This is a genomic window from Cobetia sp. MB87 (genome assembly GCF_011319755.1).
In the GTDB taxonomy this organism is placed as follows: Bacteria; Pseudomonadota; Gammaproteobacteria; order Pseudomonadales; family Halomonadaceae; genus Cobetia.
Window position 1 is genome coordinate 165,454 of sequence record NZ_VFBC01000002.1, and the last position, 23,264, is coordinate 188,717.

17 protein-coding genes are annotated in these 23,264 nt (G+C 61.8%); 8 read left to right on the forward strand and 9 right to left on the reverse strand.

The genetic code is table 11. The features are described 5' to 3' along the window. Positions 1-126 precede the first annotated feature (126 nt). From CDPAHKCJ_RS00920 to CDPAHKCJ_RS00930, 3 genes are all read left to right on the forward strand, one after another. Complete coding sequence (locus CDPAHKCJ_RS00920) at positions 127-2,274, forward strand: alpha-galactosidase (RefSeq protein ID WP_166018028.1); 2,148 nt, start codon at positions 127-129, stop codon at positions 2,272-2,274. Positions 2,275-2,344: 70 nt separating this feature from the next. Next, complete coding sequence (locus tag CDPAHKCJ_RS00925; RefSeq protein ID WP_166018030.1) at positions 2,345-4,333, forward strand: beta-galactosidase; 1,989 nt, start codon at positions 2,345-2,347, stop codon at positions 4,331-4,333. Positions 4,334-4,881: 548 nt separating this feature from the next. Further along, positions 4,882-6,270, forward strand: a complete 1,389-nt coding sequence (locus CDPAHKCJ_RS00930; protein ID WP_166018031.1) for a GntP family permease — start codon at positions 4,882-4,884, stop codon at positions 6,268-6,270. A gap of 152 nt (positions 6,271-6,422) precedes the next feature. Here CDPAHKCJ_RS00930 and CDPAHKCJ_RS00935 read toward each other — a convergent pair whose 3' ends face one another. From CDPAHKCJ_RS00935 to CDPAHKCJ_RS00965, 7 genes are all read right to left on the reverse strand, one after another. Continuing rightward, positions 6,423-6,746 carry a hypothetical protein gene (locus CDPAHKCJ_RS00935; RefSeq protein WP_166018033.1) on the reverse strand — a complete coding sequence of 108 codons (324 nt, stop codon included), beginning with the start codon at positions 6,744-6,746 and terminating at the stop codon, positions 6,423-6,425. A gap of 140 nt (positions 6,747-6,886) precedes the next feature. Then, entirely contained in the window at positions 6,887-9,097 is a 2,211-nt protein-coding gene (locus CDPAHKCJ_RS00940; RefSeq protein WP_166018035.1) for an FUSC family protein, read from the reverse strand. Between the two features lie 3 nt (positions 9,098-9,100). Next, entirely contained in the window at positions 9,101-10,069 is a 969-nt protein-coding gene (locus CDPAHKCJ_RS00945; RefSeq protein WP_166018037.1) for an efflux RND transporter periplasmic adaptor subunit, read from the reverse strand. Between the two features lie 105 nt (positions 10,070-10,174). Further along, positions 10,175-10,417 (reverse strand): DUF1656 domain-containing protein, encoded by a 243-nt coding sequence (locus CDPAHKCJ_RS00950; RefSeq protein WP_233593259.1) that lies wholly within the window; start codon positions 10,415-10,417, stop codon positions 10,175-10,177. 417 nt (positions 10,418-10,834) lie between these two features. Next, a complete protein-coding gene (locus CDPAHKCJ_RS00955) occupies positions 10,835-12,130 on the reverse strand; it encodes a TRAP transporter large permease (protein WP_166018039.1) in 1,296 nt (431 codons plus the stop codon). Further along, a complete protein-coding gene (locus CDPAHKCJ_RS00960) occupies positions 12,120-12,626 on the reverse strand; it encodes a TRAP transporter small permease (protein ID WP_346773883.1) in 507 nt (168 codons plus the stop codon). The genes CDPAHKCJ_RS00955 and CDPAHKCJ_RS00960 overlap by 11 nt, the downstream gene beginning before the upstream one ends. A gap of 230 nt (positions 12,627-12,856) precedes the next feature. After that, complete coding sequence (locus CDPAHKCJ_RS00965; protein ID WP_166018255.1) at positions 12,857-13,846, reverse strand: DctP family TRAP transporter solute-binding subunit; 990 nt, start codon at positions 13,844-13,846, stop codon at positions 12,857-12,859. Between the two features lie 739 nt (positions 13,847-14,585). On the opposite strand from CDPAHKCJ_RS00965, the gene CDPAHKCJ_RS00970 reads away from it, so the two are divergent. Then, the gene (locus CDPAHKCJ_RS00970) at positions 14,586-16,187 is read left to right on the forward strand and encodes an MFS transporter (RefSeq protein WP_166018044.1); all 1,602 of its coding nucleotides are present in this window, start codon (positions 14,586-14,588) and stop codon (positions 16,185-16,187) included. Between the two features lie 200 nt (positions 16,188-16,387). Here the strand turns inward: CDPAHKCJ_RS00970 and CDPAHKCJ_RS00975 are convergent, their stop codons facing one another. Beyond that, a complete protein-coding gene (locus CDPAHKCJ_RS00975; RefSeq protein ID WP_166018046.1) occupies positions 16,388-17,146 on the reverse strand; it encodes an RNA polymerase sigma factor FliA in 759 nt (252 codons plus the stop codon). Between the two features lie 471 nt (positions 17,147-17,617). Between CDPAHKCJ_RS00975 and CDPAHKCJ_RS00980 the strand changes: the two genes are divergently transcribed. Then, on the forward strand, positions 17,618-18,733 hold the full coding sequence (locus CDPAHKCJ_RS00980) for a FliC/FljB family flagellin (RefSeq protein WP_166018048.1): 1,116 nt from the start codon (positions 17,618-17,620) through the stop codon (positions 18,731-18,733). 204 nt (positions 18,734-18,937) lie between these two features. On the opposite strand, the gene fliE is transcribed toward CDPAHKCJ_RS00980, so the two are convergent. Further along, positions 18,938-19,300, reverse strand: coding sequence for a flagellar hook-basal body complex protein FliE (fliE, locus tag CDPAHKCJ_RS00985; protein ID WP_240916592.1), 363 nt, complete (start codon positions 19,298-19,300; stop codon positions 18,938-18,940). A gap of 268 nt (positions 19,301-19,568) precedes the next feature. Here fliE and fliF point away from each other — a divergent pair, with 268 nt between their 5' ends. The 3 genes from fliF to CDPAHKCJ_RS01000 are packed head-to-tail and all read left to right on the forward strand — an operon-like array spanning position 19,569 to position 23,257. Then, on the forward strand, positions 19,569-21,320 hold the full coding sequence (gene fliF, locus CDPAHKCJ_RS00990; protein WP_166018050.1) for a flagellar basal-body MS-ring/collar protein FliF: 1,752 nt from the start codon (positions 19,569-19,571) through the stop codon (positions 21,318-21,320). Next, a complete protein-coding gene (fliG, locus tag CDPAHKCJ_RS00995; protein ID WP_153635809.1) occupies positions 21,313-22,311 on the forward strand; it encodes a flagellar motor switch protein FliG in 999 nt (332 codons plus the stop codon). The genes fliF and fliG overlap by 8 nt, the downstream gene beginning before the upstream one ends. A 40-nt stretch (positions 22,312-22,351) precedes the next feature. Continuing rightward, positions 22,352-23,257 carry a flagellar assembly protein FliH gene (locus CDPAHKCJ_RS01000; protein ID WP_166018051.1) on the forward strand — a complete coding sequence of 302 codons (906 nt, stop codon included), beginning with the start codon at positions 22,352-22,354 and terminating at the stop codon, positions 23,255-23,257. Positions 23,258-23,264: the final 7 nt, after the last annotated feature.

The following is a 23,264-nucleotide window of genomic DNA, read 5'->3' on the forward strand; positions in this document are numbered from 1 at the left end:
AGGCTGACACTGCCATTCCGCCTCTGATCTTTCTTTATTTCTGGACCCTTCATGATGACCGCAGACGCCCCATCCTCCCGACCTTCGGCTGCGCCTGACGCAACCTGGTCAAGTGATCAGCAGTGGTTGAGCCTGAGTGCCGATGGCATCCAGCTGCAGCTGGATCTCGCCGATGGCCTGCTCAAGCTGGCCCATTTCGGGCGCACTGTGCCGATCAACCCGGATCAGCACCGTCTGATGAGCGCTGCCGCCACGCCCCAGGCCAGTCTCGATCAGCTGCCGCCCAACACTCTGTTCAATGATGCCGGACTCGGCTTTGCCGGCTATCCCGCGCTGATCGGTGATCGCGAAGGCCGCGACTGGCTGACGGCGATGCGCCTGAGCGATGTGGCTTGCTCGACGGATGCCACCGGCGCCCATGCGCGCCTGACGCTTCGAGACAGCCTCAGTGAGCTGGAAGTGCGGCTGGCGCTGACCATCACCCGCGAGGGCGTATTGCGTCAGCAGACGACCCTGACCAATCACTCACATGCGCCCTACCGACTCGAATGGCTGGCGGCTGCCTGCCTGCCGCTGCCTGTACGTTTCGAGGAATGTCTGAGCTTCGGGGGCCGCTGGGTGCAGGAATTCACCGAGACGCGTCATCGTCTCAGCGAAGGCACCTTCACGCTCGAGAACCGTCGTGGGCGCAGCTCGCATCAACGCGTGCCGACGCTGATCACCGGTACGCCAGGCTTCAGCGAGCAGCGTGGCGAAGTCATCACCGCGCATCTGGCGTGGAGTGGCAACCATCGTGCCCTGATCGAGCGCCAGTTCGATGGCAGCACCCAATTGCAGATGGGCGCCCTGCTGCTGCCCGGCGAGCAGATGCTGGCTGCCGGCGACAGCCTGACCACCCCGGAAGTGGTGATGGCGTGGTCGGATACGGGCATCAATGGCGCCAGCCAGCGCATGCATCGTACCCTGCGCGCCCGCCTTGACTGGCCGGTGGCTGACAAGCCACGTCCGGTACACGTCAACACCTGGGAAGCACTCTACTTCGATCACGATGCGACGCGACTCGAGGAGTTGGTCGTTGCCGCCGGTGAGGTAGGTGCCGAGCGTTTCGTGCTCGATGATGGCTGGTTCGTCGGCCGGGATGGCGAACGCGCCGCCCTCGGCGACTGGTATCTGGATACCGGCAAATACCCGCAGGGGCTGGGGCCGCTGATCGAGTCCGTACATTCGCACGGCATGGAATTCGGCCTGTGGGTCGAGCCCGAGATGGTCAATCCGGACAGTGAACTCTTCCGCACTCATCCCGAGTGGATTCTTGGGCTGGAGGGTCGTGAGCAGCCGCTGGGGCGCTATCAATGCGTGCTGGACCTGACCCGCCGCGAGGTCTGTGACTACCTGTTTGCACGCCTCGATGCACTGCTCAGTGAATACCCGATCCAGTATCTGAAATGGGACATGAATCGCGATCTGACCCACGCGGGCGGCCAGTCGGATGAAGGCCGCGGCAAACCTGCCGCCCATGCTCAGGTCAGCGCGCTCTACTCACTGCTCGCCCGCCTGCGAAAGGCGCATCCCGGCGTCGAGATCGAGAGCTGTGCCTCGGGTGGCGCGCGCACCGATCACGGCATTCTGCGACACACCCATCGCGTCTGGACGTCCGACTGCAACGATCCGCACGAACGCACTCATATCCAGCGTGGTGCCAGTCGAGTATTGCCACCGGAGTTGCTGGGCGCCCATATCGGGCCAGAACACGCTCATACCACCTCGCGGCGCACGACGTTGGCCTTCCGCGCCTCCACGGCTCTCTTCGGGCATCTGGGGCTGGAGCTGGATGTCAGTCAGCTCGATCAGGCAGAACGCAGCGAGCTGCGCGGCTGGATCGAGCGTTACAAGGCGCTGCGTGGCCTGCTGCACAACGGTGTCAGCTGGCGGCTGGATTGCCTGGATGACCATCAGCATGCCCATGGCGTAGTCAGTCAGGATGGCCAGCAGGCCCTTTTCAGTATCAGCCAGCTGGCCATGCCACGTCATGCCGTGCCTGCCGCCCAGCCGCTGACCGGCCTGCAAGCCGACACGGCCTACCGGCTCGAGCTGCTGGAATTGCCGGAGCACCCGGAGCGACGCATGAAGCAGCTACCCGCCTGGATCAGCCGACAACAGGCCGGCGAGCCGGTGGTCGTGTCAGGCGAATATCTGATGCGTGAAGGCCTTGCCCTGCCGGTGCTGGACCCCGACCAGGCGATCCTGATTCACCTTCAGGCGGTTGCGCCATGAGACGTGCCGCGCAGGCCGTTATTGCGCCTGCATCGCACGCTTCCATTTTTCAGTTTCAAGGATGAATCCCATGCAGCTCGGTGTCTGTTACTACCCGGAACACTGGCCACGTGAACGCTGGCCGCAGGATGCTCGCGACATGATGGAAGCCGGCATTCGTGTCGTGCGTATCGGTGAATTCGCCTGGAGTCGCCTGGAACCCAGCGCGGGTGACCTGCGCTTCGAGTGGCTGGATGAGGCCGTCGAGGTGCTGGCGGCGGCTGGTCTCAAGATCGTGATGGGCACTCCCACGGCGACACCGCCCAAGTGGCTGGTGGATGCCCACCCGGAAATTCTGGCCGTCGATGAGAATGGCGACACGCGTGGCTATGGCTCGCGTCGTCATTACTGCTTCTCTTCGCCGACGTTTCGTACCTTGAGCGAGCGCATCGTGCGCCTGATGGGCGAGCGCTACGCACATCATCACGCGATCATCGCCTGGCAGACCGACAACGAGTACGGCTGCCATGACACCATCCTCAGCTATTCGGCGGCCGCTCGTGCCCGCTTCCCCGCATGGCTCGAGGCCCGTTATGGCACGGTCGAGGCCCTCAACGAGGCCTGGGGCACGGTGTTCTGGAGCATGGAAGTCAGCGAGTTCTCCCAGGTCGAGGCGCCCGTCGGCACCGTGACCGAACCGCATCCGGCCATCGTGCTCGATTATCGACGCTTCTGCTCCGACATGGTGGTCGAATACAACCGCCTGCAGGTCGACACCCTGCGTGCCGCGGGCGTCAGCGGCGATATCGTGCACAACTTCATGGGCCTGTTCACCGAATTCGATCACTTCGATGTCGCTCGTGATCTGGATATCGCCAGCTGGGACAGCTACCCGCTGGGCTTTCTGGAGCGCGGTGCCCACGACGAGGCCACCAAGGCCCATTATCGTCAGCAAGGTCATCCGGACTTTGCCGGCTTTCATCACGACCTCTACCGCGCCATGTGCAAGGGCCGCTGGTGGGTGATGGAGCAGCAGCCGGGCCCGGTCAACTGGGCGATCAGCAACGCCGCGCCCTTGCCCGGCATGGTGCGACTGTGGAGTCACGAAGCCTTCGCGCATGGCGCCGAAGTCGTCTCCTACTTCCGCTGGCGTCAGGCGCCCTTCGCCCAGGAGCAGATGCACGCTGGCCTGCTGCGCCCGGACGGCTCACCCGCCTCGGCCTGGCCGGAGCTTTTGCAGGTGCGCGATGAGCTGGCGGCACTCGCGGAACATGACACGACGCCTGCCCAGCAGGCGCCCGTCGCCCTGATGTTCGATTACGCCTCCATCTGGGCCTGTCAGATCCAGCCCCACGCCGAGAATTTCAACCCGCTCGAGCTGTACCTGAGCTGGTACAGCGCACTGCGGCGACTCGGGTTGGATGTCGATATCGTTTCACCGCGTGATGCGCTCAGTGGCTATTCGTTGATTGTGCTGCCCTGCCAGGTGATCGCCGATGAGGCACTGGCAGCGCGTCTGAGCGCGGCGCGCGATTCAGGCAGTCGCGTGGTGATCGGTGCACGCTCCGGCTCGCGTACGCCGGAATTCCAGATACCCGCGCAGCTGGCTCCCGGCGCACTCAGCGAGCTGACGGGCGTCACGGTCGACCGCGTCGATGGCCTGCGCCCGGGCGCCGAGCCGGCCGTCACCCTGAGCAACGGCGCCCGCGGTTACGCCCTGCGCTGGCGCGACCTGCTCGATCATCAGCGCACCAGTGCACAGGTGGTAACGCGCTTCGAGGATGGCGAACCCGCCATCCTGCAGCATCGCGGCGTCAGCTATCTGACCGCCTGGTTGAGTGAAGACAGCCTGGTGGCGATTCTGCAGGCGGAGTGTCAGGCCTGCGGCATCACCACTCATGCCCTGCCCGACGGTGTACGCCTACGGCGGCGCGGGCCGCTTAGCTTCGCCTTCAACTATGCGCCCGAGCCGCGCTGGCTGCCCGAAGGCCTCGTCAATGACAGCGGGCTGCTGATTGGTAGTAGGGTATTGGCCCCCGCTGACGTCTGTATCTGGATCAGTGACGAAAAGCGCCCCTGAGTGCGGCGACTGCTGCCCACTCCTTCAACGCGAAAATCGACTTTGCTTGAATGCAGGACATCTCTCGGATTTCGCGACCGGCAGACTGTTCGATCACTTGCCGCGGCGCCTTCGGGCGCCGCTTTTTTTGGACTGCTTTTTTTAACTGATTTCTTGGACAACTATTCTGGGTATCCATGTCCCCTGCCCAGGCTTCATGAGTGACGACAACAGCGTGCTGACACAACTCCCTGCTTACCGGTCGACTTAGATTGCTACTTCTTCGGAACAAAGCAGACACAAGGTAACGGTATATAATTCAATGTAGAACGACCTCTCTTTTCGCTGCGCAAGGCCAGATGGAGTTGGCCCTTGAGTGCTCGCTGACCGCACAGCGCTGCCACTTAAGGCGCATTGTTCTCATGTCAGACAATCTCTAGTGTGCTGGATGTCTCTGTATATAAGCCAACAAATAGCAAAAACAACAGGCCACGCACCTGTAAACAGGACAAGCGTCGTCAATGGCAGACGACCCACGACTACGATAACGCCAACTACGAGATACCCCCATGAGTATTCTTGCCATTCTGATATCGCTCGGGCTGCTGATGTTCCTGGCCTACCGCGGTATCACCGTTCTCTTGCTTGCCCCTCTGATGGCCGCCCTCGCCGTCGTCCTGTCAGGAGATGCCGCCGCCCTGCTGCCCAGCTACACCGTGACCTTCATGAGTCAGCTGGGCGGCTATCTGGCCAAGTTCTTCCCGCTGTTCATCCTCGGTGCCCTGTTCGGCCAGTTGATGGCCGATTCCGGGGCCGCGCATGCCATCTCCGAAGGCCTGGTCAAACGCCTGGGAACACGCCATGTGATCCTGACCGTGGTCCTGGCCTGTGCACTGCTCACCTATGGGGGCGTCTCGCTGTTCGTGGTCGCATTCGCGGTCTATCCGATTGGTGCCCAGCTCTTCCAGCGCACCGGCACACCCAAGCGACTGCTGCCCGCGGCCATCGCACTCGGCTCCTTCACCTTCACCATGACGGCACTCCCGGGTACGCCGGCCATCCAGAATGCCATCCCGATTCCCTACTTCCAGACCAACAGCTTTGCAGCGCCAGGCCTGGGCATCATCGCGGGCCTGATCATGCTGGGGCTGGGTACCTGGTGGCTGAAAGGGCGTGCCAGCAAGGCTCAGGCACAGGGCGAAGGCTATGGGGTCCACAAGGATGAAGCGCTGGAGGAATCCCCGGCGCCCGCCGCACAGATGGGCATGATCACGGCGCTGATTCCGCTGGTGATGGTCATCGGCCTCAACGCCCTGCTGACCTACCTGGTTTTCCCGCGCATCGATTTTTCCTACCTGAGCGAGGCCTATCCTGCGCTTGATCAGGCGGGTGCCACCGGCATGTGGTCGATCCTGATCGCGCTGGCCTTCGCCTCCACCTGGCTGGTCATCTCACGCTGGAAACAGTGGGCCGACCTGAAGACCACCGTCAACAATGGCTGCTTCGGCGCCATGCTGCCGGTCTTCAATACCGCCTCAGAGGTGGGATATGGCGCGGTGATCGCCAGCCTGGCTGGTTTCGCACTGGTCAAGGAGGCGGTGCTCGGCCTCTATCCGACCAACCCGCTGATCTCGGAGGCGGTGGCGGTCAATGTGCTGGCCGGCATCACCGGCTCGTCATCCGGCGGCATGAGCATCGCGCTGTCAACATTGGGCGAGACCTACCGCGAGATGGCCGTCAATGCGGGCATCGACCTGGAACTGATGCACCGCGTGGCCGCGCTGGCGGCGGGCAGCATGGACACCTTGCCGCACTCCGGCGCGGTCATTACCCTGCTGGCGATCTGCAAGCTCACTCACCGCCAGTCCTACGGCCAGATGTTCATGATGACGGTCGCCTTCCCGATGCTAGCCCTGATTGCCGTCGTGACTCTGGGCAGCCTGGTCGGCAGCTTCTAAGCCCTATCAGCGCCACAACTGTTGGAAGTATTCGAACATGAGTGGAGCAAGATGACGCCAGGCTAATGACAAGAAGGCCAATGACAAGAAGGCCACCCATTCGGGTGGCCTTCTTGTTGAACAATCATGCTAGTCAGCAACGCGCTGACATCTCAGTAGACGTGGTGAACCCGCTGCGGGTCCAGCGTCTCATGACGTGCCCGCGTCTTGATCCATAGCGTCAGGTCATCGCGGTCGGTGCCGGGATTCTCGGCGACCCACTCCACGATACGCGAGGCAATGAATTCGGCATGAAACTCATCGTCGAACTGCAGCAGCATCAGGTCCTCGCCCGCCTGGGAGATACGCAACAATACCTCGCTTGCCGGCAGTACATAGAGATTCAACTCATGCAGATATTGCGTCGTGAAGGTCACGCGCCGAAAACGCTCGGGAACATTGCGCCCACTATTGCTGATATCGTTCATGAAAGCCATGGCTCTCTCCTACAGTAAGGCGCTAATACATTTCGCTCATTTTTGAGCTGACCTTATTATCATAGCGCAGAAGATATGCTGCGGGCCGGTTTATAAGAACATTTTGTTAAAATCTGCAAGTGACTCTCATTAACGCACTATCAGCTGTGGCGTTGGCGTAGCGCATCACTCTGCAAGGTTAGCTGAACTCGTGTCAGCCAGCCCGCCAGCAGCGCCTGCTTGTGCCGACTCATGGTGCGATGTTGCTCGATCACTTCGCATAATCGATCGCCGGCCGCACGCATTCTGGTAGGGCTCTCCCCTCGGGCACAGCGCTGATAGTCATCCGCCAGCGCATGGATCAATTCGCGCAAGGCGTGCTGTACCGGGCGCGGCACATCGTTGCCCAATTCCCGCCGCACGAAGCCTATGCCGCGTCCGATATCCATCCCTGTCAGGCCCAGCGTCAGTAGCGGCATGCCGAGCACTTGCTCCTGCGCAGCATCGGGCTGGCCGTTTGCAGTTTCGCCACTGCGGCGCGCTTCCTGTTCACGGCTGCGAGTCTGTTCATGTCGGGCCAGGCGCAGCAGCCTGTCGCCCATACGGCCGCCGAACCAGCTGTCCAGGCGCTCGGTGGAGCGCTCCGCCAGCTCACGAATATCACTCGCCGTGGCGCGAATCAGCTGGCGCTTGTCCCAACCCGCTCCCGGCACGGGGATCAGGCGGAATCCGATGATGGTCACGATCAGACCTATCCCGGCTGCCAGACTCCGATTGAGGGTATAGGCGACATCGAAGGTCATGCCGTTGTCCGGCATCACCAGCAGAATATTGAATACCACGAAGGGCAAGGCGATCCCCGCCAGCGCCGGCACGACGGAGCCCATCAGGCCGAGGAACAGGGGAATACTGAAAATGATCACGAAGGGCACGAAATGCTGGGCGTGACTGAGCATGACATTGCCGAACAGCAATACGCTCGGGACCGCCAGCAACAGGCCCTTGAGCACCATCGGAATGATCGGCGCCGGATCACCGCGACTGACGAAGATGCCCGAGAACAGCGTGCCCAGCAGCATGGCCACCGCACCGTTGTCCCATGCCGTCGCAAGCCAGAAGATCGCCGTGGCACTGAAGATGGTCATCGCACGCAGCGCATCGATGGCGGCACGACCATGATCGCGGTGCCAACTCATGCTTGGCTGACGCAGCTGATGACGCCCGGGATGATTGATGACCTCACGGGCCTGCAGGATGACCAACGCATGCCCGAGTACCTCACGCAGACTGAACAGCAGCCGAGCCTCCAGCGCGGTAATGCTTCGCTGACCGCGTGACAGACGCAGACATTCCCCGCGCAGCTCCTTGAGCGTCTTGCGGGCCTGAGCCGTGCCCTGGTTGTCTGCCATGCTCTGAAAGGCCGCACCCAGGCGTTGCATCAGGTCCTGCGTCGGCTGGCTGAAGCGTTCGGCTTCCTGTCTCCGGGTCTGGTCAAGCTCACCAGGTTCTGCGCTTTTCTCACCGTCATCGCGCTGTGAAGGCACGAAGAACTCGGGATGCCGCAGCTGGTGCAGGGCCTTGAGGGTCGCGTAGAGACGCATGCTACGCCGCGTCAGCAGGTGTACGCCGCGAATGCGCCCCTTGCCCTGAGGGCCTTCATAACGTGCCGAGTGGGCATCGATCTCGAGATTGTTGAGCGCATCCAACCCGGTCATCATCTGCTCGAGCATCGCCATACGTTCCTGATGCTGATCCTTTTGCCCTCCAGTAGTCTTGCCTCCCTCTAACGGCATCGAGAAGGCCAGCGCCATATAGCGGAAGGTGGCGTTCACCGCCGTATCCGACAGCTTGCCGAGATGATCACGCACGCGGATCGGCCAGACCAGCGCACTCACGACGACAGCACACAACGCACCAAGACTCAGCTCACTGAGACGTGCCAGCGCTACCGAGAAGAAGTCGTCCGGCGCCGAGGACGTCAGCACCACGATGATCATGCAGGCCACCGCCGCCATCACACAGCCATAGGACAGATTGTTGTGTGTCAGCGAGGCGCCATAGATGCATAGCCCGATCCACAGCGTGACAGAGCCCAGCGCCAGTTCGGGCACCTGGGCAAAGCATCCCATGATCACCACCGCCACACAGGTACCGACGAAGGTACCCGTGACCTGACAGATACCCTTCTCTACCACCATGCCCGACATGGGACGTGTCTGCAGAAACGCTGCCGAGATCAGCGCCCAATAGGGTCGATCGAGATCGAAGAAGAAGGCAGCGTAAAGGGCCAGCGCCATCGCCAGCACACCCTTGGTAGCAAACTTGAGCGCGAACGGCGAAGGCCTGATGAAGGCGGCCAGAGCGGGAGACATGGATCAGTGCTTCCCGTCAGCGTCTTGAACGGTCTGAACTGACTGGGCAGCAGATTCCGCCTTGTCATGCGTCACCTCATCATTGCCGTCCTCAGCAGCGATCAGCCTGACACTCGCCGTCATGCCGGCGGCAAGATTGACACCTGAGGCACGCACCGCCTCGATATCATCGAACTCCACCCGCACCGGAATGCGCTGCGCCAGACGCACCCAACTGAAGGTGGCGCTGACCTGAGGCAGCTGCTGGGCATTGGTCGCGGTGTTGTCATCGGCGATGCCTTGACCGATCCCCACGACCCGCCCCTTGAAGTCTTCATTGCCGCTCATCAGCGTGATCTGGACCGGATCGCCCGGACGCACATGCTGCAGCTTGGTCTCCTGGAAGTAGGCGCTCAGGTAGAAGGAGTCATCCTTGATCAGCGCCATCACCGCCGTGCCTGCCGTGACGTAATTTCCCTGACTGAGGTGCATGTTGAGGATGCTACCGTCGGCGGGTGCCACCACACGCGTGCGATCGAGATCCAGCTGCGCGGATTGCACCGCGGCCTCGGCCTGTTGCACATCAGCGCGGGCGACCTCGGCTTCCAGGCGCGCACTGTCGCGTTCTTCCTCACTGATGGCACGATTGGTCAAGCGACCACGACGATTGGCCTCATGCTCCTTCAGGCTCAGGGTCGCCTTGGCACTGGCCAGACTGGCCTTGGCCTTGGCAAGCGCGGCCTCGTAGCGCGCACGATCGACCTGAAGGATGACGTCCCCTTCCTTGACGCGCGTGGTATCCGCCACGTTCAGCTCACGCACCCAGCCGGAGACATCCGGACTCAGCGTGATCACCTCGGCGCGTACCCGAGCGTCACGCGTCCAGGGACTGTACATGTAGGTATTCCACAGCCACACGGCACACCAGGCTGCAGCCGCCACCAGACATAGAGTAATGATCCATTTGACGGCTTTGTGTCGCAGGTTGCGCATGCGGTTTCCTTGGGGGATAGAGGAACTGGAGGAAATGGGTGCCACGAAAGGATTCGCGGGGACATCAGGGTGACGAATGGCGAAACGCTGAAGGCATGACGTACGTCACGTCACGAGGGCTACCACCGCCGCCAGACAGATGACAAACAGCGAGATATCGAACCAGGCCTCGAACCAGAGCTCGTGATTGGCCAGCAGACGATGCAGCAGCGTACGAATGAGCCCCGCCGCCAGCAAGGCGACCAGGGCATAGACCAGCATCGGGCTGATCAGGAATTCCCCGACCACCATTTCATGCAGCGCATTGAAGCCAGACCCAACATCGTTGCCTGCGGCGATTTCCTTCATCGAGATGTCCTTGACTTGCGTTGTGCGAGAGCTGATTCCCGACTGATATGGATCCGACGGCCATGCGTGCAATCAGCGTTCAACGATGGTGGCTGCCTGGCATGCATTCAAGGCCCGCGGGTGAACTGTTCCACCAGGCGAACTTTGTGGGCAGCGTCATCGCTGAGAATATATGCAGGCTAACATTTTTCCGCGCCGCGCACCGTTGCGTCAGAAGAATCACCCCATTCCCAGCACAGCGCGCTACCAGAATCCGCTCTCCATTTGGCCAAGCGCTAATCGGCACAACCGGCATGAACACCAGGCATTCAGGTGGTAGCAGTAGTCAAGGTGGCCTGAAACGCAAAACGGCTTGCCCAGAAGGCAAGCCGTTTGTTTTGCATAGTGAAGACCACAAGCGGTGATCGTGAGGGTCGACTACACCGCGTAACCAAGCACGCGTGGCAGCCACAAGGCGAGCTCAGGGAACAGCATCACCACCGCCAACGCCGCCAACATCGCCACCACGAAGACCATCGCCCAACCGACCGTCTTCTCGAGCCGTACCCCGGCCACGCTACTGGTCACCATCAGATTGACCGCCACTGGCGGAGTGAACTGCCCGATCGCGATATTCATCGCCAGCAGGATACCGAACCACACCGGATGCCAGCCAAAGTGCTGCATTACCGGAATCAGCACCGGCATCAGGATCAGATAGATCGACACCGCATCCAGCAGCATCCCGGCGATCAGCACCGCCACCATCACCAGAATCAGCAGCGTCGTTCCGCTATCCGACAGCGTGATCAGCCATTCGGCCAGATGGCGGAAGGTACCCAGCATGGTGCCCGCCCAGGCGAATATGCCCGCCAGCGCGATGATCAGCATCACCACCCCCGAGATCACCGCTGCTTCCCTGAGCAGTTCCCACACCTGAGAGAGCTTGAGCTCACGGGTGATGAAGAGCCCGACACACAGCCCGTAGGCGGCCGCGACCACTGCCGCTTCCGTGGGCGTGAAGAGGCCTGAGCGCAGCCCGCCGAGGATGATCACCGGGGCCAGCAGCGCCGGAATCGCTGCGCGGAACGCCGGACCCAGCGCGATACGCTCGACCTGGGTCGGGTCTTCCCAGCGATAGCGCCGCGAGAGGAACCAGGCCGGCAGCAGCAAGGCTACGCCTACCAGCAGCCCGGGAATCAGGCCCGCGGCAAACAGCGCACGCAGATCCACCCCCGGCACCACGATGGAATAGAGGATCAACGCGATGGACGGCGGGATCAGGATCGCCGTGGAGGCCGAGGCCGCAATCAGCGTCGCCGAGAACGCCTTGGGATAGCCCGCCCGTGTCATGCTGGGAATCATCACCATCGCCACCGCGGCGGCATCCGCCGGACCGGAACCACTCATGCCGCCCATGATCAGACACACCAGCACCGCCACCAGCGCGAGACCACCGTGACGCGGCCCGATCAGCGCCTGGGCGAAGCGCACCAGCCGCGCCGCCACACCGGCACGCTCGAATACCAGACCAGTGAGGATGAACAGCGGAATGGCGATCAGCGGATACTTGGCGATGCTGTTGTAGGTGTTGGTGCCGAGGGTGGCCAACATGCTGACCGGCAGCCCCGCGACGATACCTACCGCACCCGACAGCCCCAGCGCGAAGGCGACTGGCACGCCGAGAATCAACAGGGCGGCGAAACTTGCGAGCAACCAGAGATCAGGACTCATGATCTGACTCCTTGTGCTCCGGCGACGCATTCTGTGCGGGTCCCTGCCCAGGCCCTTGCGCAAGACGCTCGACACACTGCTGCAGCTGACGCCAGGCCATCGCCAGCGCCAATATCGGCAGCCAGATCACGTACCACCAGTTGGGCAGGCCCAGTCCCGGTGACAGCGAGTCCCACTGATACTCCTCCAGCGCGAAGGTGCCACCAAACCAGATGACCAATCCGAGCACGACCAGCACCGCCAGAGTCTGCAATACCACCACCAGTCGCCACAGCGGCAACGGCAACACGTCTTCCAGCAGCGCGATACGAATATGTGCCTGACGGCGAATCGCCACCGAGGCGCCCGCCAGCGTCAGCAACACCAGCAGGAAGACCGAGAATTCCTCGGTAAAGGCAAAGGAGGCATCGGTGGCGTAACGCACCACCACGTTGGCCAGACTGATGATGCCGATAAGCCCCAGCGCCAACGCCGCCAGCCAGGATTCCAGCCGCACGCGTGGCGGTGGCCTGTCCACGGGGGCAGGCGCTGCGCTGGTGCCAGTTTGATGTAAGGCTTGTTGAGACGGTTGTTGAGACGATTGTTGCGACTTTTGCGACATGACACGCGATCCACACGAACGCCGAGGCTGTCAGGCCCCGGCGTGGTTCTTCACTCAATAACGCGCATAGACCGCATTATTCCCGATGTCATCTGCTCCATGAGCAGCGGCGATCATGGCCAGACTCAGCGCGAGGCCTCCACCTCGGCACGCGCCGTCTCGACCAGTGCCTCACCGATCTTCGGTGTCCAGCTCTCGTAGACCGACTGGGTGGCGTCACGGAAGGCCTGCATCGCATCTTCATCGAGCTTGACGACATTCACGCCACGCGCCTCGATATCCGCCAGCCGCTGGGCATTGCCCTCACGACTCATGGCGATCTCCCAGGCACCTGCTTCCTTGGCGGTCTCGGTCAGCAGAGTGCGCTCTTCCTCGCTGAGCGACTTCCAGACACGCTGGTTGGCGGCGAAGATCAGCGGGTCCGCCATGTAGTGCCAGAGGGTCAGGTGGGTCTGACCGACCTGGTCGATGCGTGCGACATCGAACACCGACAGCGGATTCTCCTGTCCATCCACCGCGCCGGTGGTCAGGGCCGGCTTGGCATCCGCCCAGCTCATCTGGGTCGGGTTGGCGCCCAGCGCCGTGAAGGTGTCCTGGAACAGCGGCGAGCCCACAACACGAATCTTCAGGCCTTTCAAGTCATCCGGCGTAGTGATCGATCTCGAGGAATTGGACACCTCACGGAAGCCGTTCTCGCCCCATGCCAGCGGCTTGATGCCCTTGGACTCGATGGCGGCGAAGACCTGCTTGCCCGACTCGCCTTGAGTCAGCGCATCGATGGCGGCGTGGTCCGGCATCAGGAACGGCAGCGAGAACAGGTTGAGCTCCGGCACCTGGGGCGACCAGTTGATGGTCGAGCCCACCGCGAGATCGATCAGCCCCTGACGCATGGCCGAGAATTCCTTGGTCTGGTCCCCCGCCACCAGCTGGGCATTGGGATAGACGCGCAGGGTAAGCTCGCCACCGGAGCGCTCCTCTACCAGCTCCGCCCACTTCTCGGCCGCCTGCCCCCACGGGAAGGCATCCGACAGCACGGTGGAAACCGACAGTTCACGTGCCTCGGCATCACTGGCCATCAGCGGTGACAGCAAGGCCAGACCAAGCACGCCCGCCATCAGGGCAGAGCGACCCGTGGCAGCGACACGCGGGCGCGCGCTCTGGCTGTGAGAACAAGCCGCAGAATGATCTGAAGAGCGGTGATGCAGATGACGAGAGGCGGGGCCAGCGTTGGCGTGTGTAGCGGTCAGGGTCATGAATAACCTCTTGATTATGATGTTGTTGAGTGTGTCCAGAGGCAGATTCGCATCTACTTTGGTCGCTGACCATTCGACCATGCGACAGATCGGCGCTTTTCGACGCTCACATGCCATCTCGCTGCATTACCGACTACTGTATATTCATCCACCCCCTCGGGTTTTCCAAGACCTCTTGCGTACGAAACGCTCGACCATGGGGTGTCATCAGCGTGTATTGCCAAGGAGTGCATCCAGCGATTCAAGAGGACCAACCTTGGTGCAGGCCCCGCCAACAGGGAGTTTGACGATATTCCCCTTTGCATGATGCCGTGCCTTTTACAACGCCAGCGTGTCCCGAGTCCGTGTCGGGTCATGGTTTCATGAGGAACTGTATATTTATCCACCCCATTACATTCTTGAGACAAATTTCACGATATGTCGCCTTTCATCCACGCAATGGCGCGCCACGGGTCGCAGACTGCGGATTCGGTCGGTAGACTGAGTGCCGTTCCCGCAAGGACCGACAACGACTGACCACCACCACGCACGCAAGTGCCGTACCTGACATCTCGTCGGCACCGCTTGAACGGTCCCGACCCTGACCGATGAGGCCCCTTCCATGCCGCACCCCCAGCAGGAAGCCGTACCCACTCCCACCTTCGAGACCGAGCCGCTCGACACGTCGCCCAAACGACTGCAGCCGACCAGCAGTCTCGGCGCAGCGGTCGTTCTGTGGTCGCTGCTGCTGGGAATGGGGATGCTGATGCTGGCCAACGGGCTGCAAGGCAGTCTGTTGGGGATTCGTGCTTCCTCGGAAGGCTTCAGCAACACCATGACGGGCATCATCATGTCGGCGTATTTCGCCGGCTTCCTGCTGGGCTCGACACTTGCACCGCGCAAGCTGCGTCGGGTCGGCCATGTGCGCACCTTCGCGGCGCTGGCCTCCATCACCTCGGTGTGCATCCTGATCCACGCACTCTATGTAGTGCCCGAGGTGTGGATCGCGATGCGCTTCATCACCGGTTTCGCCTTCGCCGGTCTCTACGTGGTGGCAGAAAGCTGGCTCAACAGCCAGGCGACCAACCAGATGCGGGGCCGCCTGCTGGCCATCTACATGGTGATCACCTATCTGGGCATGGGCGGCGGCCAGTTGCTGCTCAACGTCGCCAACCCGAATACCTATCTGCTGTTCATCCTGGTCTCGGTGATCATGTCCTTGGCGCTGGTGCCAATGCTGCTGTCCGCCTCACCGCAACCGGAAGGCGCACAGCCGGAGGCTATGGGGCTGGTGCGCCTGCTGCGTCTGGCGCCGCTGGGCACTCTGGGCGGCTTCGCCACCGGTATCGCCAACGGCACCGTCTTTGGGATGGGCGCGGTGTATGCCGACCGCGCCGGCTTGCCGGTGCAGGAAGTCTCCTGGTTCATGGGCGCCTTCATTCTGGGGGCCGCCCTGCTGCAATGGCCGCTGGGCAAGCTCTCCGACAAGCTCTCGGCCAAGAAGGTGATTCTGGGTTGCAGTCTCGGGGCGATCGCGCTGTCCATCGGCGGCGTGCCATTCAGTGGTGGCAGCATGCTGACCATGGCGCTGCTGGGGGCGGGGCTCGGCGGGCTGATCCTGACCCAGTACTCGCTGTTTCTGGCGGCGGCCAACAACCTGCTGACCACGCCACAGATCATCTCCGCCAGCGGCACGCTGGTACTGATGCATGGCGCGGGCGCGATTCTGGGTCCGCTTACCGCGGGTCTGCTGATGGAACGCTTCGGGGCCGTCGGCTTCCTCTATACCCTGACCGCCATTCACGTACTGATCGTGATTCTCGCCGCCAGCGTCACCAGCAAGCCGCGACAGGTGCTGGATGCCGAGGAAGGCGATCACCCCGGTCACTATGTGGTGGCGCCCTCCACCACCAGTCCGCTGAGTGCCGCCTGGGTCGAGGAAGCCATCACCGAGCCGGAAACCGGTCAGCTGGAATTCGACTTCGATGCCGAACCTGAGCCGGAGCCGAGCGAGGAAGAACTCGCCGCCCAGCAACAGGAAGCGGCCTCTGAAGCAGAAGAAGGCGTCGTGCAGCAGGTCGACAATGAGGAAGGCGTGATGAACGACCGCGTCACCGGCATGGAAGACGACTGGCATCTGGATGGCCATATCGATGAGCAGGCACAGCACCTCAGCGAAGAGGAACGTCGCGTCAAGTCGGAACCGGAGCGTGAGAGCTACTGAACACATCTGATGACATGCTCGAGTGATAGACAAGAACACCGCCTCTCGGGGCGGTGTTCTTGGTTGGGGCGGGCGAAACAGGGACAGGAGAAACTGAGACAGCAGAAACAAGGCAGGCGTAACAGCAAGACGGTACAGCGAGAGGATAACGCTCGGGGAAACGAAGAAGGCTCAAAACGATAGAGGCTCAGGATAGAGACTCAGCGACGACGCTTGCCCGCCCGCGCCACCAGATGCGGTGCCAGCACACCCTGCAGCCGACGCACGGCCTGGGAATGCAGCTGCGAGACACGCGACTCGGTGACATCGAGTACCGCGCCGATCTCCTTGAGGTTGAGCTTCTCCTGATAATAGAGCGCCATCAACAGCTTCTCGCGCTCCGGTAGCCGCGCGATGGCCTCATTCAAGGCCCGCCGCGTATCGGCCTCTTCCAGGGCGTCATGCGGCAAGGCAAACGGCGTGGTGAAGGGCGTCACCTCGGGCGAGGCATGACCGCCCACTAGCCCGCCTTCCTCATCCATCATCTCGTCCAGCGACATCACCATGCCGTTGTTGGTGTCCAGCAGCAGGCGTCGATAGTCCTCCAGCTCAAGCCCCATGGCGGCGGCGATCTGGGTCTCCTCGGGCGGATAGCCCAGGCTCTGCTCAAGCTGCTGGATCACGCTCTCAAGCTCGCGCCCGGCCCGGCGCACACTGCGCGGCAACCAGTCACGCGAGCGCAGCTCATCGAGCATCGCACCCCGGATGCGCTGACTGGCATAGGTGGCAAAGCTGGCACCGTAGCCCTGCTCATAGCGGCCCACGCATTCGCACAACCCCAACATGCCGGCCTGAATCAGATCCTCGAGATCGACACTCGCTGGCAAGCGCACCTGCAACTGCAGCGCGATCCGGCGCACCAGCGGCTGATATTCGGTGTAGATATCCTGCTGGGCCATGCGCCCATTGGCGGTATACATCGGCGTCCTGGTCCTCGCTTGCATCCCTCGGGGTGGTTTGACTCAGGGTCATGCCCCCATCCTCGGGACTCCTGTTCCCAGCGTATTGTCGCGCCCCTGCCACAAACCATTCGCTCGAATAGCTACTCTCAGCGACGGCTTTCCTGCCTTACGTCGCAACTCCGCCTCGGGGAGGCGGAAATGAAGACACAAAGGAAGAGACAGTGAGTTAGCGCGAGACACCCACAACGCCCACCAGCCGGTCGACAGAATGTCTGGAGGGTGAAGCGAGAGTGGAGCGAGGATGTCACGAGGAGCGCCCGCAAGAAGAGCGCGCAAGGAAAGCCAGAGGGACAGCCGGAATGAGAAACGTCGAAAGGCCGCAAAAAATTTCTAAAGTTCTGCCGCGCCGCGACGATAACTGAAGCAACGGCACAGGAGTCGTTACTGGCGACACGCCATCTATCTCCCCATTACGACAGGAAGTGACACATGGCTTCAGTGATCAATACCAACACCCTTTCCATGGTGACTCAGCAGAACCTGAATCAGTCCCAGAACGCCCTGAACACCTCCATGGAACGCCTGTCCTCCGGCATGCGTATCAACAGCGCCAAGGACGACGCCGCCGGCCAGGCCATCGCCAACCGCATGGACTCCCAGATCACCGGCCTGTCCCAGGCGCAGCGTAACGCCAACGACGGCATCTCTGTCGCCCAGACCGCTGAAGGTGCTTTGAATCAGGTCAACGATAACCTGCAGCGCGTCCGTGAACTGACTGTTCAGGCGCAGAATGGGACCAACAATACAGATGATTTGCAGTCGATTCAGGACGAAATCACCTTGAGGATGGAAGAGATTGATAGAATATCTTCTCAAACAGACTTTAATGGCGTTAAAGTACTGGACAGCAACCAGTCGCTTACTATTCAGGTAGGCGCCAATGACGGTGAAACAATAGACATCGACCTTAAGCAAATCAATTCAGACACCCTAGATATGGCTGGTTTTAATGTCGGTGGCCTTTCGGGCTCCTTAAGTGAGATAAAAACTGATGATGGAGCTGGAAATACAACTTCAGTAGAAGTTGACCTCAGTGGAGTTACTAATGGTCCCGCTGGTGAAATCACATTACATGGGTATGGAGATTACACCGCCACAGATGGTAAATACGCCAACTACGCTATCCAAGATGAACAGGGAAACATGTATGAAATTGCTGCTTCAGATGTCGCTGCTGATGGTACAGTAACCCATGATTTCACAGATGCTGCAGGTCTTCAGGCAGCAAAGGATAATTACGATACAGCCGCCAGCACTGGATTGACGGCAACTGCAAACCCACTTGATACGATTGATGCAGCCCTCAAACAAGTAGACAGCATGCGTTCCGACCTCGGTGCCGTGCAGAACCGTTTCGATTCCGCCATCACCAACCTGGCGACGACTGAAACCAACCTGGCCTCTGCCCAGTCGCGTATTCAGGATGCCGATTACGCAGAAGAAGTCTCCAGCATGACCACTGCACAGATTCTGCAGCAGGCGGGGACTTCCATGCTGACCCAAGCCAACCAGGTGCCGCAGAACGTGCTGTCCCTGCTGGGCTGATCTCTGGCTCGCGTGCTGCATAGGTCTGTCACTCCGCAAGAGTGGCAGGCCCGTCGCTGGCAGAAGATAGTGGCCTTGTTGATATGGGTCCTTTTAGCCAACAGCGCTCTTGCATTTCAACCTCCGCCAGCGATATCCAGCAGCAGCAAACAAAAAGGGCAGACGCATCGCGTCTGCCCTTTTTGTTTGGAATGCGGATAGGAATCACACCGCCATATTCATGATTTCCTTGTAGGCACTCAGCAATTTGTTGCGCACCTGCACGGTCATCTCGAATTCCAGTGAGGCTTTCTGGCCTGCCACCATGACCTGATCAAGGCTGACATCCGGGCTGCCCAGCTCGAAGGCCCTGGCCTGCCCCGCCGCGACCTGCTGTGACTGGCTGACGCGCGCCAGCGAATCCTTGAGCATGCCGGCAAAGCCCTGCGCATCAGTGCCGCTGGCCTCTGACACTGCGCCTACCGGCTGAGCGTTGCTCCCGGCCGCCTGCGCCGCCATCTGATCGAGCTGCTGCAGACTGCCCGTCATCGCGGACGACATCGCCGCGCCGACTGCCTCAATCGCCATCTCGTCTCTCCTTTCTCAACGCGCGCCATTCATCTGCCGCTTTCAGTGGGGCTCAGACTACCAGTCAGTCGAGTGGCTGAAGGTGACTAATACCCCTGTTTTGCGACGCTATTCGTCTGATTGGATGTGCGCCCAGCTTCGATAATGGCCAGCCTACGCAAAAGGCGATGCGAAACGCGAGGTTGTTGGCCCTTCGCTTTCACGTCTCGCCCTGCTTGCTGGAATCACCCGCTGCGAGTTCAGACCACGGCGCTTATCGGACATCTGCATGAGTACACCCAGCCAGACAGCGCCCCAGTCGGGCACCTCGACGACGTCATCATCACCGGAAAAGCCAGCCAATCCCTTGCTGGCGCGCCTGGCGGCATTGCCACGCCTGCCGCTCATCATGGCGGCCGCCTTCAGCGTGGCCGTCATTGTCGCGTTGTTGCTGTGGGGCGCTGGCACCCAGTGGAGTGTGCTCTATCGTGATCTGCCCGCCAGCGAAGGCGGCGAGATCGTCGCGCAACTGGAACAGACCGGCGTGCCCTATCGACTGAGCAATGAAGGCGCCACCGTCGAGGTCCCCAAGGAGGATGTCTATCGCCTGCGTCTGGCACTTGCCCAGCAGGGCCTGCCCAGCCAGGGCGGTTCCGGCTTCGAGCTGATGGATACCCAGGCCTTCGGCATCAGCCAGTTCACCGAACACGTCAATTACCAGCGCGCCCTGTCCGGCGAGCTGTCACGCACCATCGCCAGCCTCGAGCCGGTGTCCAGCGCCCGTGTGCACCTGGCGCTGCCGGAAGATTCCGTCTTCGTGCGCGAGCGCCGCCCAGCGACAGCCTCTGTCGTGGTCGAACTAAAGGGCGGCCAGCAGCTCAAGGCACGTCAGATCCAGGCCATCCAGCATCTGGTGGCCGGCAGCGTGCAAGGCCTGGCAAGCGAAGACATCACCGTCGTCGATCAGGACGGCAACCCGCTGTCGCGCCCGGCGGGCGATGCGCTCAACCTCGATGGCAGTGCGCTGGAATATGCCCAGGCACTGGAGCGCAGCTATCAATCGCGCATCAATGCCCTGCTGACGCCACTGGTGGGACGCGACAACTTCCGCGCCGAGGTCAGCGCCCAGCTCGATTTCTCCCACGCCGAAGAGACCGAAGAGCTCTACACGCCCAACCAGCAACCGGGCAGCGCAGCGGTGCGCAGTGAACAGCTCAACAACACCGGCGCCGGCGAGATGCTCGGCATCGGCGGCGTGCCGGGCGCCCTCTCAAACACCCCTCCGGGAATTGCCGCCTCGCCCATCAATGCCGATGACGCGGCGAATGATGGCAGCACACAGACAGACGACGCAGCCAGCGGCCTGAGCAACTATCAGCGCAGCAGCACTATCAACTATGAAGTCAACAAGCGCGTGCGCCACACCCGTGCGCGCCTGGGTCGCCTCGACAATCTCTCGGTGGCGGTGGTGATCAATCACCGTCGCAGCATGGACAGTGACGGCAACCCGATCAGCGAGCCGCTCGCTGCTGACCAGCTGGCACAGATCGATTCGCTGGTGCGCGAGGCGATGGGCTTCAATGCCGAACGTGGCGACAGCCTGAGCGTGATCAATGCGCCCTTCATGACCGCCGAGCAGCAGAACGCCGGCCCGCCGCAGCAGTGGTGGGAGAAGTGGCTGAACAATCCCGAGATGCAGGCGCTGGCCATCGAGCTTGGCCGCTACCTGATCATCGGTTTCATCGCCTGGCTGCTGTATCGCAAGTTGCTGCGCCCGCTGCTGCGTCCGCAGGAGGCTTACCAGACCATCGGTCAGCCGCCCGGCACTCAGGCAGCGGGTGGCATCGGCGGCATGGAGTCTGGCCTGGCGACGGCCAATGGTGAGCTGGGCAGCATGATGGCGAGCCAGACAGCACTGGCCAGTGGCCCGCGCACGCCGACCACCTATCAGCAGAACCTCAAGGATGCACGTGACATGGCCCGCGATGACCCGCGCATGGTCGCCATGATCCTCAAGAACTGGATGAGTCACCATGAGTAAGACACTGACGAACATGGAACGCAGCGCTGCCCTGATCATGAGCCTTGACGAGGACAGCGCCGCAGAGGTCTTCAAGTTCCTGTCTGCCCAGGAGATCCAACAGCTCAGCGCGACGATGACCAACATGCCGCAGGTCACCCAGGAGCAGATGGCGAAGACGCTGGAGGCATTCCACGCCGACAGCGAGCAGTTCAGCGCCGTCAATCTGCTCTCCACCGACCATATCCGCTCGGTGCTGGTGAAGGCGCTGGGTCAGGAGCGTGCCAGCTCGCTGCTCGAAGACATCTACGAGAGCTCCGGTCAGAACAATGGCATCGAGACGCTGAACCTGATGGAGCCGCCGCTGGTGGCCGAGATGATCCGCGACGAGCACCCGCAGATCATCGCCACCATCATGGTGCACCTGGAGCGCCATCAGGCCTCGCAGATTCTCGAGCACTTCTCCGACACCCTGCGCAACGATGTGCTGCTGCGTATCGCCACCTTCAGTGGCGTGCAGCCGGCAGCCCTGCAGGAACTGACCGAAGTGCTGAGCAACATGCTCAGTGGCCAGAACCTCAAGCGCAGCAAGATGGGCGGCATTCGTACCGCGGCCGAGATACTCAACCTGATGCCGGGGCAGCAGGAAGAGCAGGTGCTCGAGGCGATGCGCCACCACGACGAGAGTCTGGCGCAGCAGATCATCGACGAGATGTTCGTGTTCGAGAATCTGGTCGGGCTCGAGGACCGTTCCATCCAGCTGCTGCTCAAGGAAATCGACAACGAGACGCTGGTCACGGCGCTCAAGGGCTCTCCCGAGGCGATCATCCAGAAATTCCTGCAGAACATGTCGCAACGTGCCGCCGAAATGCTGCGTGATGACATGGAGGCGCGTGGCCCGGTGCGTGTCAGCCAGGTCGAGGCCGAACAGAAGAGCATCCTGCAGACGGTACGTCGACTGGCCGACAGCGGCGAGATCGTGATCAACAGCGGTGGCGAGGATTATGTCTAGTGAGCGCCATGTGTAGTGAGGACTGTGCCTAATGAAGACCATGTCCAGTTCTGACCCGCATCATGACACGCCTGAGCCGTGGACCGAGCGCGACGTGGCGAGCAGCGACGACATGCATCAATGGCAGCCGCTGGAACTCGACGCGCTGGATGGCAAGGCCACAGCGTCTCAGTCGGGTGGCGGCTTTCAAGCTGGCATGCCGCACACTGCGGCGCCGGATGTCGGCCTGATCCGGCGCATGGCACAGCGTGCTCGCTCGACCTTCGAGCAGGAGACGCTAGAGCAGCAACAGGCAGCACGTGACGAAGGCTATGCCGCGGGTGAGAAAGCCGGTTATGAAGCGGGTCTGGCGCGTGCAAGGCAGGAAGCCGCCGAGCAGGCGGCGCGTCAGACCGAGGCCGCCCAGCTGGCACTCGAACAGCAGGCCGCCCAGCTGGCACCGCTGATCGAGAACCTGCAGCAATCGCTGGCGTGCCTGGATGAGCAGATCAGCGATGAGCTGGCGGCACTGGCCATCAGCGTCGGCCAGCATCTGGCCCGCGAGGCATTTCGTGCTCACCCGGAGCACATCATCGCCAGCGTGCGCAGCCTGCTGGCGGCTGATCCGCCGCTGATCGGCCGCCCGCGCCTGTATCTGAATCCGGACGACCTGCCGCGCGTCGAGCAGGCAATGGGCGAACAGCTCACCAGGCTGGGCTGGCAATGTCTGCCGGACGCCAGCCTGAGCTTAGGCGGGTGTCGCGCCGAGGCCGACAGCGGCTGTCACGATGCCAGCCTCGAGAGCCGCCTGGACATGCTGTCACGCCAGCTGCGCCATCGCGGCAGCGCCGATGGCAGCCTGCATGGCAAGGACGAGGCCAGCGGCTCGCGCATCGTGCAACGCCAGGCGTCAGGACATGCACAGCCAGAGCAGGCACGCACTGAGCTGGCAGGAGATCGCACATGAGTGACAC

Excerpts from the sequence above, each read along its gene's own strand:
- CDPAHKCJ_RS00955 (WP_166018039.1), bottom strand. The coding sequence starts at position 12,130 with ATGAGTCCTGATCTCTGGTTGCTCGCAAGTTTCGCCGCCCTGTTGATT.
- CDPAHKCJ_RS00925 (WP_166018030.1), top strand. The coding sequence starts at position 2,345 with ATGCAGCTCGGTGTCTGTTACTACCCGGAACACTGGCCACGTGAACGC.
- fliE (WP_240916592.1), bottom strand. The coding sequence starts at position 19,300 with ATGGCGATTGAGGCAGTCGGCGCGGCGATGTCGTCCGCGATGACGGGC.
- CDPAHKCJ_RS00975 (WP_166018046.1), bottom strand. The coding sequence starts at position 17,146 with ATGTATACCGCCAATGGGCGCATGGCCCAGCAGGATATCTACACCGAA.
- CDPAHKCJ_RS00930 (WP_166018031.1), top strand. The coding sequence starts at position 4,882 with ATGAGTATTCTTGCCATTCTGATATCGCTCGGGCTGCTGATGTTCCTG.
- CDPAHKCJ_RS00950 (WP_233593259.1), bottom strand. The coding sequence starts at position 10,417 with ATGAAGGAAATCGCCGCAGGCAACGATGTTGGGTCTGGCTTCAATGCG.
- CDPAHKCJ_RS01000 (WP_166018051.1), top strand. The coding sequence starts at position 22,352 with ATGTCCAGTTCTGACCCGCATCATGACACGCCTGAGCCGTGGACCGAG.
- CDPAHKCJ_RS00965 (WP_166018255.1), bottom strand. The coding sequence starts at position 13,846 with ATGGCGGGCGTGCTTGGTCTGGCCTTGCTGTCACCGCTGATGGCCAGT.
- CDPAHKCJ_RS00935 (WP_166018033.1), bottom strand. The coding sequence starts at position 6,746 with ATGGCTTTCATGAACGATATCAGCAATAGTGGGCGCAATGTTCCCGAG.
- CDPAHKCJ_RS00945 (WP_166018037.1), bottom strand. The coding sequence starts at position 10,069 with ATGCGCAACCTGCGACACAAAGCCGTCAAATGGATCATTACTCTATGT.
- CDPAHKCJ_RS00940 (WP_166018035.1), bottom strand. The coding sequence starts at position 9,097 with ATGTCTCCCGCTCTGGCCGCCTTCATCAGGCCTTCGCCGTTCGCGCTC.
- CDPAHKCJ_RS00980 (WP_166018048.1), top strand. The coding sequence starts at position 17,618 with ATGGCTTCAGTGATCAATACCAACACCCTTTCCATGGTGACTCAGCAG.
- fliG (WP_153635809.1), top strand. The coding sequence starts at position 21,313 with ATGAGTAAGACACTGACGAACATGGAACGCAGCGCTGCCCTGATCATG.
- fliF (WP_166018050.1), top strand. The coding sequence starts at position 19,569 with ATGAGTACACCCAGCCAGACAGCGCCCCAGTCGGGCACCTCGACGACG.
- CDPAHKCJ_RS00970 (WP_166018044.1), top strand. The coding sequence starts at position 14,586 with ATGCCGCACCCCCAGCAGGAAGCCGTACCCACTCCCACCTTCGAGACC.